Source organism: Streptomyces sp. x-80, from assembly GCF_046549095.1.
In the GTDB taxonomy this organism is placed as follows: domain Bacteria; phylum Actinomycetota; class Actinomycetes; order Streptomycetales; family Streptomycetaceae; genus Streptomyces; species Streptomyces celluloflavus.
The window spans coordinates 189,543-202,906 of record NZ_JAJPWM010000004.1 but is presented as its reverse complement, the minus strand read 5'-3'; the positions used below and the strand labels follow the sequence as shown (position 1 = coordinate 202,906).

Here is a 13,364-nt window from a genome sequence, read left to right as displayed (position 1 = left end):
GTGCCCGGCCCTCACGACGACAGCCGGCGGGCCAGCCGCAGCCCCTGGGCCGGTGACAGACGCGGCAGATACGCCCTGCCGATGGCCCGGGTGATGCTCGGCAGCGCCGCCGGGTCCGGGTACACCAGATACAGCGGGTGGTACTCCGGCTGGAACTTCGCCTTGAAATGGAGCAGCGAGCGGAAGCCGTAGACCGGCTCCAGGGCCCGCCCCGCGGAGTCGAGCAGGCGCTGGAGCGGGAGCGGCGGCCCGGCGGTGTCCTGACGGGCCAGCGGCGCGCCCGACAGGCTCAGGAACGCCGCGCCCTCCGCCTGGAAGCCCAGCGCGGCGGACGCGATCAGGAACTCCATCGCGCCGCGGAAGCCGTCGGCGCGGCGGCGCATGAAGTCCAGAGTCCAGCCGGCCGGCGCACCGTTCTCGTACACCGGCAGCCAGCTGGTGACACCGTGCACGGTGCGGTCCGGGCCGACGGCGAGCACACAGCGCACCCGGGGATCGTCCAGCTCGGCCAGACCGCCCAGGGTGAAGCCCATCTCGGGCAGGCCCTTGTCGGCGACCCACTCCCGGGAGAGGGCGCGGACCTGCTCCCGGAGGGCGCGCGGCGCCTCCGGGAAGGCGTACCACTCGGCGGTGACGCCCTCCTTGCCGGCCTTGTTCAGGGCGGTGCGCACGTCCTGCCACTTCTTGCCGGTGAAGGCCAGCCGGGCCAGCGGGACGACGGTGTCCTCGGCGACCTGCACCGCCTTCCAGCCCAGCGCGTCCGCGCGGGCCCTGGTCGCGCCGGTGACGGAGTAGAAGGCCGGCGTCCAGCCGTGCGCGTCGCAGTGCCGGGCGAACCCCGCCACGGCGTCGCCCCGGGCCGCCGGATCGCCGAACGGATCACCGGTGGTCAGCGCCACCGTCGAGTGCACCCGGTAGGCGACCGCGGCCCGCCCCGCGTCGTCGAACCAGTAGTGCTGGCCCGGCCAGGTCGTCAGGTACGAGAGCGTCGCACCGCCGTGCGTGGTGAGCAGCTCCCGGGCGCGGTGCGCCGCCGCGTCCTCCTGGCGCACCCGCGGCCGCCGGAAGGTCAGGAACAGCGCGCCGAGGGTGACCGCCCAGAAGCACAGCCCCACGTACTCGTACAGCGCCAGCGCGGTGCCGCCGACCGGCACCGGGGTGTCCCAGAACAGCCCGTCGTAGTCGGGCGGCAGGAACTCCGAGGGCAGCCCGGCCAGCAACTGGGGCAGGCCCGCCCGCGGTTCGTACTCGTCGCGTACCGCCAGCCCGATGCCCACATAGGCGGCACAGGCCAGCAGCAGGGTGCCCAGTACCGTCGCGGTCAGCCGGCGCACCGCCGCCCCCGGCAGCCGCAGCGCGAACAGGGCGCGGGTGACCACCAACAGGAGCAGCACGAGCACCACCAGGGCCATCTGCTCCACGAGGGCCTGGACGGTCGGCGTGACCCCGGCCGGCCCCACCCGGTAGAGGTCCGGCCGGGCGGAGATGTCGACCGCCAGGAAGGCCATCAGGGCGAGCCAGACGGCCAGTACGGCGACGGTGGTCCGCCGGGCGAGCCGCAGCCCCCGCCGCAACCCCTCGGCCAGGACCAGCAGCAGCGCCGAGACCATCGCGCCCATCAGCAGCGCGGGGGAGTCGTAGAAGTGCTGTATGGCGTGCACCAGGTGGCACTCCTGGGCGGAGGACGCGCAGTAGAGGGCGGTCAGCTCTTGGTCGGGGCCGCTGGAGAAGAACAGGTTCGAGAGCAGCGCGAACGGGCCCAGCGCGTCCCTGGAGAACGCGGCGACGGCCGGGCCGACGGCGAACGCCGCGACGACCAGCGCCACCAGGACCCGGCCCTCGGCACGGGACGCGGCGCGCGTCCGCAGCCGGCGGGTGCCGCGGTGCAGCACCGCGCCCAGTGCGCAGCCCACGGCCACCCCGCCGATGTGCAGCACCTGCTGGACATGGCCCACGTACAGCACCAGGACCAGCGGGACGGCCGTGATCAGCAGCCGCAGCCGGCGCCGCCACAGCGCGGTCAGCTCGAAGCTGAGGACGGCGGCGACGGCGAGGACGCCGGTGCCCGGCGCGGTGGCGCGGAAGGCCGACAGCTCCGTCAGCCACGTCTCGCCGGCCGCCGCGCCCAGCGCGATCAGCCCGGTGCCCAGCAGCGTGCCCAGGATCTGGCCGGTGACCAGGACGGCGGCGGTGCGCGCGGCGCCCAGCCGCCGTTCCGCCGGGGCGAGCAGCAGCAGGACGACGAGGGTCGTGCCCAGGTAGCCGCCGGGACCGGGGGCCCAGCCGAGGGAGCTGAGCGGCGCCCACCAGTGCCCGTCGGCGAGCGCCGGTACGCCGACGCCGATCCGGTCCAGCAGCGCGTCGGCCGGGCCGGCGGCCAGACTGCCGGTGGCGGCCCCCACCGCCCACAGCACCAGGATCAGCGCGACGGTGAACGGCGCCCGGCGGACCGGCGCGAGGACCCGGCCGACGGCGTGCCGCGGGCGCGGGGCCCCGGGCGCGGCCGTCGCGGCGGCGGGCGCGGTCACGGGATCAGTCCGGTCCGCCGGGCGAGCCACGGGAGCTGGGTCACCAGACCGGGCCGCCAGACCTGCCAGCCGTGGCCGCCGGAGAGCGGTACGAACGTGGCGTCCATACCGCTGTGCCGCGCCGCCGCGTAGACCCTGCGCTGCTGCGGACCGTAGCGGTCGTCGCCGGTGCCCGCGACGAAGACGCCCGCGGTGTCCGGGAACCTCGTACGGGCCATCACCCGCACCGGGTCGACCCTGGCGAACGCCGCGCGGTCCGCGCCGAAGGCGGCGCGGACGGTCCGCCCGTGGTCGCCGAGCGTCGGCTCGTCCTGCCCGGAGATGTCGATGAACCGGCCGAAGACCCGCGGGGCGTTGACGGCCAGCTGGAGGGAGCAGGTGCCGCCGAAGGAGTAGCCGGAGACCGCCCACCGGGCCGGACCGGCCGCGGTCTGGAGGTGGGCCCGCACCCAGTGGGGCACGTCCCGGGCCAGATAGGTCTGCGCCCTGCCGAGCCGGGAGTCCATGCACAGGTGGTTGGCGAACTGCGAACCGTTGGCGTCGGCGACCACGACGACCGGTGCGAGCCCCCGGTGACCGGCGGCGAACCGGTCCATCGTGGCGACCAGCCGGCCGGACTGGAGGTAGTCGTCGGGGCCGCCGGGCTGCCCCGGGATCAGCAGCAGTACGGGCAGCAGCGGGCGCGGCGACGCCTGGTAGGCGGGCGGCAGATAGACCAGGCCGTCGCGGGCCCGGTAGCCGGACGCGGTGGCGGGGAACGCCACCCGGGACAGCGTGCCCCGCCGCGGGAGGCCGGCCGGCGGCCGCCACACCTGGGAGAGCGCCTTGCCGGCCGGTACCTCCAAGGCCGGTGCCCGTGCCCCCGCGGCGCGCGCCAGATCGACCGTCCGCGGTGTCCAGGGGCCCGGTACGGCCCGCAGCGTGGGGTACTGGTCATAGTGCCGGTTGACCTGCGACAGGCTCGTCAGCAGGACGAGCGCGGCGGCCACCACCGCACCGGTACGGCCCCACGGGCGCAGCCCCGGCAGCCGGCCGAGCGCCAGCAGCACACCCAGGACCGCGATGCCGAGCCAGCTCACGACACCGAGGGGCAGCGGGTCGGGGAAGGGGCGCCACCAGTCGTCCACGGCGGCCGTGGCCAGATACGTCAGTCCGCCCGCCAGGAGGACGGCGGCCGGGGCCCGGCGTCGCCACCAGGCGCGGTCCCGGGAGCAGCAGAGCGCGGTCAGCGCGCAGAGCCCCAGGACCAGGAGGACGGCCGGGACCGCGCCGGAGACCAGCGACCGGTCGAGCGGGCCGTCGGCGAGCGCGGTGAGGGAGGAAGGCGGCGGCATCCGGTCCGGTCCCTCCTGGGTGCGCCCTACGGGTTCTCGACGACCTCATCAGGGTCCGTGCGGCGGTACACGCCGGGCGGGACCGGAAGGGTGACGCCGGGGCGGGGGAGCGCGCGACGGGCGGACGGGCGCGTGCGGGACGGCCGTTCAGCGGCCGGGGCCGGGGCCGGGTTCGGGGGTGCCGGTGATCACGGCGGCGACGGTGCTGCCCGGTGCGAAGGCCCCCTCGCCGGCGAGCGTCGTCAGCCCGAGCAGCATCTTGGCGACATAGAGCCGCTCCAGCGGCAGGCCGTGCCGGTCCTCGAAGGCGTCCGCGAACGCGTCCAGCTCCGGGGTACGGCGGGCGTACCCGCCGCAGTGGAAGCGGTCCGCCAGCCGCCAGTCGCCGCGCGGCCCGCCGAACGCCGCGTGCTGGAGCCGCTCGACGGCCTCCTGGAGGAAGTGCGGGCGGCCGCCCTTGAGGACGGGGAAGCCGAGGGCCCGCTGACCGGGGCCGAGCCCGGCGGCCAGCCCGGCCAGGGTGCCGCCGGTCCCGCAGGCCACCGCGACCGTGCCGACCGCCCCGCGCAGCTCCCGGCCCAGCTCCGTACAGCCCTGGACGGCCAGGGAGTTGCTGCCGCCCTCCGGTATCAGGCGGAAGGCGCCGAAGCGGTCGCGGAGCGCGCCGAGCACCTCCGGGCCGTCCTTGCGGCGGTAGCCGGCGCGGTCGAGGAAGTGCAGCCGCATCCCGTCGGCCGCGCAGCGGGCCAGCGACGGGTTCAGCGGCGCGCCGGCCAGTTCCTCGCCGCGTACGATGCCGATGGTGGCGAAGCCCAGCAGCCGGCCGGCCGCCGCGGTGGCGCGCAGATGGTTGGAGTACGCGCCACCGAAGGTGAGCAGCGTCCGGTCGCCCGCCGCGGCGGCGGCCCGCAGATTGGGCGCCAGCTTGCGCCATTTGTTGCCCGGCAGATCGGGGTGGATCAGATCGTCCCGTTTGAGCAGCAGCCGGATGCCGCGGCGGGCGAACGGCGCGTCCTCGATCTCCTGGAGCGGGGACGGCAGGCACGGCCGCAGCGCGCCGGGCGCGGGCGGTGGCCGCCGGTCCGGTGGCGGGGCCGGCGGGTCGGGGACGGTGCTGGTCACGCCCTCATTGTCCCCGCGCGCCGCGGACCGGCGCGGGCCGGTGCCCGGTGCGCGCCGGCCGGTGGCCCGGCTCACTTCAGCCGTTCGGCGATCCGCTCGCGCAGCGCGTCCATCGTGAAGCCGCGCGGATCGACCTTGCCGGGCTGCCACTCCAGATGGCCGATCACCGAGCGTTCGTGCCAGCCGTGCGCCCGGCACAGTGCCGCGGCGGCCTTTTCGACGGCCGCCATCTGGGCCGGCGGCCACGGGTCGGCTCCGTCGCCGAGGTTCTCGCACTCGAAGCCGTAGAAGCAGAGGTTGCCGTCCGTATCGGCCTTCGTGACCGGGGGCAGCCGCTTCTCGGCGAGCACGGCGCGCAGGACGTCGCCGTCGCCGAGACCCGCGTGATTGGCGCGGCCGCAGCCGACCAGATGCACCGTGCCGTCCTTGGTGATGACGCCGTGGCAGAGCGGACCCGGCAGGTCCGGGCGGCCTTCCTGGCAGAGCCGGACGGTGCTGTCGGACCCCGTGGTCGCGGTGTGGTGGATCACCACGCCGTGCACCGGGCCCCACGGGCCGTGGCCGTCGCGGTTGTGCGTCTGCCAGTCGCCGACCTCGACGACCCGCAGCCCCTCGCTCTTCAGGGCGTCGAGGAAACGGGCGGCGGACAGCGGTGTGGACATGGCCGACTCCGATCGGTGCGCGGCGGCCGCCGACCGCGCACCGCCCCCTGTCCCGCTTGTACGGGACGGAGCGGTACCGGGGGAGGGGGAAAACACAAGACGGACCGGCCGTTCGGTGTCCGTGCGAGCGGTTTCGGCCGCCCGGCAGGCAGCCGTCCGGCGCGCGGCCGTCCGGTACGCGCGCCGCCGGGCCGGCCGCGGCGGTGCTGCCGCCGGCCGGCCCGCTCACCCGCTGCCGCTCGCGTCAGGCGCCGCGCAGGAAGCCGTCCCCGTGCGCGTTGATGTGTGACTCCAGGGCCTGGAGTGCGCTCTGGGTCGCGTCGGGCGAACCGCTGCCGCGCCGTTCGGCGTAGTAGGCGGCGCCCAGCTTCTTCAGCAGGTCGTTGCCCGCCCGCTGCTGCTGTACCTCGTCGACCTTCTGCTTTCCCTGCTCCAGAGCGTTCTGTGCCTGCTCCTTGGCGCGGTCGAGAAACCCTGCCATGTGCTGCCTCCGTGAAGGTCGGTGTCGTAACGGATCAACGGCGTACCCGGCTGCCCGGTTCCCGTGCCAGGCTGGGGCATGTGGGAGAAGAGCGCGACAGGGGCGAGCCGCACGGTGCGGTGGGCCGGACGGGTGAGGGCAGTGCGGACACCGGCTCGACGGCGCCCGCCGGGGACAGCGCGCACAGCGCTTACCGCGAGCGGGCGTCCCGGCTGTCCGGCGCGGTGCTGTGGACCCACACCACCTCGGCCACGACCCGGCCGGTGCTCCCCGACGGCTGTACCGACCTGATCTGGAGCGAGGGCCGGCTGCTGGTGGCGGGGCCGGACACCGGCCCGCACCTCCCGGACGCGGCCCCGCCCGGCACCCGCCACACCGGGCTGCGCTTCGCGCCCGGCCAGGGCCCCGCCGTCTTCGGCGTACCGGCCCGTGAACTGCGCGATCTGCGGGTGCCGTTGGCGGACCTGTGGCCCGCGGCACAGGTGCGCGAGCTGGCCGGGCGGATGGCGGCGGGCGGGGCGCCGGGCCGCGTCCTGGAGGAGACCGCGGTGGCCCGGCTCCGGGCCGCGGCCGACCGGACCGCATCCGGCCCCGCCGCCCGGTCCGCCCCGCCGCCCCGGTCCGGCCGTACCGCCGCGATCGCGGCGGCGCTCGACCGTGGCCACCCGGTCGCCGAGGTCGCCCGCGCCGTGGCGCTGAGCGAGCGCCAGCTGCACCGCCACTGCCTCGACGCGTTCGGCTACGGCCCCAAGACCCTGACCCGGGTGCTGCGGTTCGTCCGGGCACTCGGCCTGGCCCGCTCCGGGATGCCGTACGCCCATGTCGCGGCCTGCGCCGGCTATGCCGACCAGGCGCATCTCGCGCGCGAGGTGAAGGCGCTGGCGGGGGCCCCGATGGGGGTGCTCCTCGGGTCGGGTTAGCGTGTCCGTCATGGACTACCAGGCCGTTCTCGAAGAGGTAGCGGCCTACGCCAGGCCGTATGCGGGGCAGGGACAGGTCGCCGACTACATACCCGCGCTGGAGCGGGTGGCCGCCGACCGGTTCGGCATAGCCGTGGCCGACATCAACGGCGAGGTGTACGGGGTCGGCGACTGGGAGACCCCGTTCTCCGTCCAGTCGATCTCCAAGACCTTCTCGCTGGCACTGGTGATGGCCCATTCCGGTACGACCGAGGACATCTGGACCCGGGTCGGCCGTGAGCCGTCCGGTACGCCGTTCAACTCGCTGGTCCAGCTGGAGTGGGAGAACGGCATTCCGCGCAATCCGTTCATCAACTCGGGCGCGCTGGTCGTCACCGACCGGTTGCAGACCCTGACCGGTGACGCCAGCACCACGATGCTGCACTTCCTGCGCGAGGAGAGCGGCAACCCGGACCTCGCCTTCGACCAGGCGGTGGCCGATTCCGAGGCCGAGCACGGCGACCGCAACACCGCCCTCGGGTATTTCATGGCGTCCTTCGGGAACCTGGAGAACCCCGTCCCCAGCGTCATCGAGCACTACTTCTGGCAGTGCTCTATCGAGATGAGCTGCCGGGATCTCGCCGCGGCCGGTGGCTTCCTGGCCCGGCACGGCCTGCGCGCCGACGGCAGCCGGCTGCTGGAGGCCCGCGAGGCCAAGCGGATCAACGCGGTGATGCTGACCTGCGGGACCTACGACGCGGCCGGTGAGTTCGCCTACCGTGTCGGGCTGCCCGCCAAGAGCGGCGTCGGCGGCGGCATCATCGCCGTGGTCCCCGGCCGCTGCACGCTCTGCGTCTGGAGCCCGGGTCTCGACGCCCGCGGCAACTCCGTCGCGGGCGCCGCGGCCCTGGACCACTTCACGACGCTGACCGGGTGGTCGGTGTTCTGAGCGTCCGGCGGGCCCCGGCGGGGCGCCCACTGCCGTTGTGGGCACCGGCCCGCTGACGCATCGTGGGCGGTAGGAGGTGCACCGCGATGGAGCACGAGATGCGCGCCGAGTACGAGGAGAGCGGCCGGCCGCGGGCCGACGCCCCGGTCAAGATCTGGCACATGGTCCGGCTGGACGGGGCGCACGCGATGTGCGGACGCGAACTGGACCCGGCCGCCGCCACCCAGTCGGCCGAAGCCTGGGGGACGCCCGCCGGAGAGCCGTTCTGCCACTCGTGCGGTGCGATGTACCTGCGGGAGCACCCCCAGGACACCGGGTAGGGCGGGTGCGGTGGCGGCGCTGCCCGGATCGGCTCCGTCCGGGGCCGGTCCGGGCAGCGCCCTCGTACGCGTTGCCGCTCCGGTCTACCGCTCCTGCTCGGGCCCGGCCGGCGGCAGCGGGGCGAAGAGGTCCACGCCGTGGCCGTCGGGGTCGCGCACGACGGCGTAGCGCTGGCCCCAGGGCGCGTCCCAGGGGGCCTTGTCGCCCGCGTAACCGGCGGCGGTGAGTTCCGCGTAGACCGTGTCCACCCCGGCGGCGTCGGCGCAGGCGAAGGCGAGCCCGGTCGGGGTGCCGGTCTGCGGCGGCGTCCAGTCCGGGTCGATGGCGCGGGCGGTCTCGTGGGTGTCCCACATCAGCCGCAGGCCACCGGGGAGGGGGGCCTCGGCGTGCGGGGCGGTGTCGGCGCCGGCGGGGATGTCCAGCCCGAGGCGGCGGTAGAAGGCGAGGGAGGCGGCCATGTCGGCGACGGTCATGCCGATGGCGGAGAACCGTGGAGCCGGTGCCGGGGCGTGCTCGGCGGTCCGGTGCGTGGTCCGGTGCGAAGTGCTCATGCGGCGAGCGTAGGCAGCGCGGGCGGGCCCGGTCTTGAACGAATCGGACGCCGGGCGGCGGCTCCGCGTGCGGCGCGCACCCCGCCCCAGGGGGCCGCCACCGCGCGGGAGTCCGCCGGGCCCCGGCGGCCGCGGCCGGCCCTACGGGCAGCGGATGACCTGGCCCGCGTACGAGAGGTTGCCGCCGAACGCGAACAGCAGCACCGGGGCACCGGAGGCGATCTCGCGGCGCTCGACCAGCTTGGACAGGGCGAGCGGCACCGAGGCGGCGGAGGTGTTGCCGGACTCGACGACGTCCCGGGCGATCACCGCGTTGACCGCGCCGAGCCGCTCCGCGACCGGCTCGATGATCCGCAGATTGGCCTGATGCAGCACGACACCGGCCAGCTCCTCGGGCCGGATGCCGGAGCGTTCGCACACCTGGCGGGCGATGGCCGGCAGCTGGGTCGTCGCCCAGCGGTAGACCGTCTGGCCCTCCTGGGCGAACCGCGGCGGTTCGCCCTCGATCCGCACCGCGCTGCCCATCTCCGGGACCGAACCCCACAGCACCGGTCCGACCAGGGGTTCCGGTGAGGCGGTGACCACCGCGGCCCCCGCGCCGTCGCCGACCAGCACACACGTCGAACGGTCCGTCCAGTCGACCATGTCGGTGAACTTCTCCGCGCCGATGACCAGCGCGTTCGTCGTGGAACCGGCCCGGATGGCATGGTCCGCGGTGGCCAGCGCGTGGGTGAAGCCGGAGCAGACGACGTTGATGTCCATGGCGGCGGGCGCGTCGAGGCCGAGCCGGGCGGCGACCCGGGCCGCGGTGTTCGGGCTGCGGTCGGCGGCCGTGCAGGTCGCGACCAGCACCAGATCGATGTCGTGCGGGGCCAGCCCGCTCGCGGCGAGCGCCTTGGCCGCCGCGGCGGACGCCATCGCGTCCACGGTCTCGTCGGCCGCCGCGATATGACGGGTACGGATGCCGGCCCGGCTGCGGATCCAGGCGTCATCGGTGTCGACGATCTTCGCGAGATCGTCGTTGGTGAGCACGTCGGAGGGCTGGTAGTGGCCGAGAGACAGGACGCGTGACCCCGTCATGAGTTCCCCCTGTACGTGGGCGAGCGATACCCGACCAGTCTCACCCGCCGGTGAGGGCGGACGGTTGCGCGATCCGCCAATCTTCGGCCGCCAGATCTGGAGACATCCGACCGCCGCACACGCCCCACGGACGCCTCACATCGTGTAGGGGACGTAACGGCGGCAGGCGGCTGCCCGCGGGCTCTCGTCGGACGGGTGGCGGGTACGCGTGGCGGGGCGGCGGCCGTTCGCCGGTCCAACGGCAGGCGTACGGCGTCCCGTTGGCGTCGCTCCGGACGGGGCGCGTCCCGGCAGCTCCCCGCTGCCGACCCGATGGGACCGAAGTCCCGGTGCCTTTGGGCAGAAGGGGCCGAACGGCCGGTGACACGGCGCCGGTACGGGCAGAGGCTGGCAGGTGCAGAGGCATGGATTCCCGGGGCGGGCGGACGTACGGGCGGCCGCCCGTACGGCGATACGGGCGGGTGCGGGGCGGGACGGGACGAGGAGGCAGGACATGGGGACGGAGTACGGCGCGGTGAAGGTCCGGTTCGAGACGGACGGCGCGGTCATGGACATCACGGATGCGGACGGCTGCATCCTGGCGTCGGCCACCCTGCTGCACTACGAGGCGGTGGGGGAGGTCGAACGCGGTGCGCTGCGCTTCGCGCGGGAGCGGGGCTGGCTGCCCGAGGAGAGCGGCCCGCACTGGCGGGTCGGTGCGGGCGGGCTGATGACGCGCCGGGTGCGGCGCGCGGCGGCGCCGGAGGGGGCACGGGTGCCGGTGCCGTAGGCGGCCGCTCCGCGCCGGACTCGTGGTCGTGGTGCGGGGGCGGTCCCGGCAGCTGGTGCTGCCGGGACCGCCCCCGTCGGTGCCGAGGATCAGCCGCGTGCCCTCGCCGTATGCGTCGTATGCGTCGTATGCGTCGGGTCGGTCGGCTCGGCCGTGTCCGCCGTACCCGTCGGGCCCGCCGCGGCGGGCCGGGACGTCAGGGCCCGGAAGCGGCGCAGGCGCAGGCTGTTGCCGACGACGAAGACCGAGGAGAAGGCCATCGCGGCGCCCGCGATCATCGGGTTGAGCAGTCCGGCCGCGGCCAGCGGGAGCGCCGCGACGTTGTAGCCGAAGGCCCAGAAGAGGTTGGTGCGGATGGTGCCGAGGGTGGCGCGGGCGAGGCGGATGGCGTCGGCGGCGGCGCGGAGGTCGCCGCGGACGAGGGTGAGGTCGCCGGCTTCGATGGCGGCGTCGGTGCCGGTGCCCATGGCGAGTCCGAGGTCGGCGGTGGCGAGGGCGGCGGCGTCGTTGACGCCGTCGCCGACCATGGCGACGGAGCGGCCTTGGGCCTGGAGTCGTTGGATGACGGCGACTTTGTCCTCGGGGAGGACTTCGGCGATGACCTCGTCGATGCCGACCTCGGTGGCGACCGCTTGGGCCACGGCTTCGTTGTCGCCGGTGAGCAGGACCGGGGTGAGTCCGAGGGCGCGGAGCCGGTGGACGGCCTCGGCGCAGGTGGGCTTCACCGCGTCGGCGACGACCAGTACCGCGCGCGCCGCGCCGTCCCAGCCGACGGCGACGGTGGTTCGGCCCGCCGTCTCCGCCGCGGACTTGGCGGCGGCCAGTTCGGGCGTCAGCTGCTGGCTCCAGTCGTTCAGCAGCCGCTCGCGGCCGACCAGCACGGCGTGCCCGTCGACGATGCCCTGGACGCCGAGGCCCGGTACGTTCGCGAAGTCCTCGGGCACCGGCAGCGCGCCGGACGGTTCGGCGGCCTCGGCCGCGGCGGCGATGGCACGGGCGATCGGGTGCTCGGAGGAGTGCTCCAGCGCCCCGGCCAGCCGCAGCGCCTCGTCCCGGGTCACACCGTCGGCGAGGTGGACGCCGGTCAGCGTCATCACACCGGTGGTGACCGTGCCGGTCTTGTCCAGGACGATGGTGTCCACCCGCCGGGTCGACTCCAGTACCTCGGGCCCCTTGAGCAGGATGCCGAGCTGGGCGCCGCGGCCCGTACCGACCATCAGCGCGGTCGGCGTCGCGAGGCCCAGGGCACAGGGGCAGGCGATGATCAGGACCGCGACCGCCGCGGTGAAGGCGGCCACCGCGCCCTCGCCGGTGCCGAGCCAGTAGCCGAGGGTGCCGACGGCGAGCGCGATGACGACCGGTACGAAGACCGCGGAGATCCGGTCCGCGAGCCGCTGCGCCGCGGCCTTGCCGTTCTGCGCGTCCTCGACGAGCCGCGCCATCCGGGAGAGCTGGGTGTCCGCGCCGACCCGGGTGGCCTCGACGACCAGCCGGCCGCCCGCGTTGACGGTGGCGCCGGTGACCGGGTCGCCGGGGGCGACCTCGACCGGGACGGACTCGCCGGTGAGCATCGACGCGTCCACCGCGGAGGACCCCTCCACGACCCGTCCGTCGGTGGCGATCTTCTCGCCGGGGCGTACGACGAACCGGTCGCCGACGCTCAGCTCCGCGGTGGGGATACGGACTTCGCGGCCGTCGCGCAGTACGGCGACGTCCCTGGCGCCCAGTTCGAGCAGCGCCCGCAGCGCCGCGCCCGCCTTCCGCTTCGCACGCGCCTCGAAGTAGCGGCCGGCCAGGATGAAGGTGGTGACACCGGCCGCCGCCTCCAGATAGATGGAGCCACTGCCGTCGGTGCGCGCGATGGTCAGCTCGAAGGGGTGGGTCATACCGGGCGTGCCCGCGGTGCCGAAGAACAGCGCCCACAGCGACCAGCCGAACGCCGCCAGGGTGCCCATCGAGATCAGCGTGTCCATCGTGGCGGCGCCGTGCCGCAGGTTCGTCCAGGCGGCCTTGTGGAACGGCCAGGCGCCGTACACCACCACCGGGGCGGCCAGGGTCAACGACAGCCACTGCCAGTTGGTGAACTGGAGGGCCGGGACCATCGCCATCAGGATCACCGGTACGGAGAGGGCCAGGGCGGTGAGCAGGCGCTGCCGCAGCGGGGCGAGCGCGTCGGCGTCCCGGTCCGCGCCGGCCGCGTCTTCGCGGGCGGCCGGCGGCTCGGGGACCGCGGCGGTGTATCCGGTCTTCTCGACGGTGGCGATCAGGTCCGCGGCCTCGATCCCGCTGCCCTCCGCGAGCGCCACCTCGGCCTTCTCGGTGGCGTAGTTGACGGTGGCGGTGACGCCCTCCATGCGGTTGAGCTTCTTCTCGACGCGGGCCGCGCACGAGGCGCAGGTCATCCCGCCGATCTCCAGCTCGACGCGGTGCGCGCCGGTCGCGGTGGTCATGACTGCTCCTCGGTGGGCTGGGAGTGCCGGACGGGCTGCACGGGAAGCACGGGCTGTGAGTGCTGCGAGTGCTGGGCGGGCCGGGAGTGCGGTGCGGGACCGGCCCGCTCGTCGCCGCCGACCGCGCGGCCGAGGCCGAAGCCGCCGGCGAGGACGACGAGCAGGATCAGTGCGTAGCCGCCGAGCTTCACCGGGGTGGTCAGGGCCGTCATGGCGTA

The 13,364-nt window shown here is 75.1% G+C and carries 13 protein-coding genes; 4 read left to right on the top strand and 9 right to left on the bottom strand.

The genetic code is table 11. From position 1 onward, the window contains the following. Positions 1 to 11: 11 nt before the first annotated feature. The 5 genes from ACLJWH_RS08995 to ACLJWH_RS08975 form a co-directional block, all read right to left on the bottom strand. Positions 12 to 2,528, bottom strand: a complete 2,517-nt coding sequence (locus tag ACLJWH_RS08995; RefSeq protein WP_411141073.1) for a bifunctional lysylphosphatidylglycerol flippase/synthetase MprF — start codon at positions 2,526 to 2,528, stop codon at positions 12 to 14. Continuing rightward, the gene (locus ACLJWH_RS08990) at positions 2,525 to 3,862 is read right to left on the bottom strand and encodes an alpha/beta hydrolase (protein ID WP_411141072.1); all 1,338 of its coding nucleotides are present in this window, start codon (positions 3,860 to 3,862) and stop codon (positions 2,525 to 2,527) included. The genes ACLJWH_RS08995 and ACLJWH_RS08990 overlap by 4 nt, the downstream gene beginning before the upstream one ends. A 147-nt stretch (positions 3,863 to 4,009) precedes the next feature. Continuing rightward, positions 4,010 to 4,984 (bottom strand): 1-aminocyclopropane-1-carboxylate deaminase/D-cysteine desulfhydrase, encoded by a 975-nt coding sequence (locus ACLJWH_RS08985; protein ID WP_411141071.1) that lies wholly within the window; start codon positions 4,982 to 4,984, stop codon positions 4,010 to 4,012. Positions 4,985 to 5,055: 71 nt separating this feature from the next. Beyond that, the gene (locus ACLJWH_RS08980) at positions 5,056 to 5,646 is read right to left on the bottom strand and encodes an N-acetylmuramoyl-L-alanine amidase (protein WP_411141070.1); all 591 of its coding nucleotides are present in this window, start codon (positions 5,644 to 5,646) and stop codon (positions 5,056 to 5,058) included. 244 nt (positions 5,647 to 5,890) lie between these two features. After that, a complete protein-coding gene (locus ACLJWH_RS08975; protein ID WP_411141069.1) occupies positions 5,891 to 6,127 on the bottom strand; it encodes a hypothetical protein in 237 nt (78 codons plus the stop codon). Between the two features lie 212 nt (positions 6,128 to 6,339). On the opposite strand from ACLJWH_RS08975, the gene ACLJWH_RS08970 reads away from it, so the two are divergent. The 3 genes from ACLJWH_RS08970 to ACLJWH_RS08960 all read left to right on the top strand — a co-directional run bounded on the left by ACLJWH_RS08970 (position 6,340) and on the right by ACLJWH_RS08960 (position 8,295). Then, positions 6,340 to 7,047, top strand: a complete 708-nt coding sequence (locus ACLJWH_RS08970) for a helix-turn-helix domain-containing protein (RefSeq protein ID WP_411141354.1) — start codon at positions 6,340 to 6,342, stop codon at positions 7,045 to 7,047. Positions 7,048 to 7,057: 10 nt separating this feature from the next. Further along, positions 7,058 to 7,975, top strand: a complete 918-nt coding sequence (locus tag ACLJWH_RS08965; RefSeq protein ID WP_411141068.1) for a glutaminase — start codon at positions 7,058 to 7,060, stop codon at positions 7,973 to 7,975. Between the two features lie 86 nt (positions 7,976 to 8,061). Further along, positions 8,062 to 8,295, top strand: a complete 234-nt coding sequence (locus tag ACLJWH_RS08960; RefSeq protein ID WP_411141067.1) for a hypothetical protein — start codon at positions 8,062 to 8,064, stop codon at positions 8,293 to 8,295. Positions 8,296 to 8,379: 84 nt separating this feature from the next. On the opposite strand, the gene ACLJWH_RS08955 is transcribed toward ACLJWH_RS08960, so the two are convergent. Next, positions 8,380 to 8,847, bottom strand: coding sequence for a VOC family protein (locus tag ACLJWH_RS08955; protein WP_411141066.1), 468 nt, complete (start codon positions 8,845 to 8,847; stop codon positions 8,380 to 8,382). Positions 8,848 to 8,988: 141 nt separating this feature from the next. Then, positions 8,989 to 9,927 carry a beta-ketoacyl-ACP synthase III gene (locus ACLJWH_RS08950; protein WP_411141065.1) on the bottom strand — a complete coding sequence of 313 codons (939 nt, stop codon included), beginning with the start codon at positions 9,925 to 9,927 and terminating at the stop codon, positions 8,989 to 8,991. Positions 9,928 to 10,420: 493 nt separating this feature from the next. Between ACLJWH_RS08950 and ACLJWH_RS08945 the strand changes: the two genes are divergently transcribed. Then, positions 10,421 to 10,696 (top strand): hypothetical protein, encoded by a 276-nt coding sequence (locus ACLJWH_RS08945; protein ID WP_411141064.1) that lies wholly within the window; start codon positions 10,421 to 10,423, stop codon positions 10,694 to 10,696. An 89-nt stretch (positions 10,697 to 10,785) separates the two neighbouring features. Here the strand turns inward: ACLJWH_RS08945 and ACLJWH_RS08940 are convergent, their stop codons facing one another. Together ACLJWH_RS08940 and ACLJWH_RS08935 are read right to left on the bottom strand one after the other, a co-directional pair. Continuing rightward, positions 10,786 to 13,146 carry a heavy metal translocating P-type ATPase gene (locus ACLJWH_RS08940; protein ID WP_411141063.1) on the bottom strand — a complete coding sequence of 787 codons (2,361 nt, stop codon included), beginning with the start codon at positions 13,144 to 13,146 and terminating at the stop codon, positions 10,786 to 10,788. Further along, positions 13,143 to 13,358 carry a hypothetical protein gene (locus ACLJWH_RS08935; RefSeq protein WP_411141062.1) on the bottom strand — a complete coding sequence of 72 codons (216 nt, stop codon included), beginning with the start codon at positions 13,356 to 13,358 and terminating at the stop codon, positions 13,143 to 13,145. The genes ACLJWH_RS08940 and ACLJWH_RS08935 overlap by 4 nt, the downstream gene beginning before the upstream one ends. Between the last annotated feature and the right edge of the window lie 6 nt (positions 13,359 to 13,364).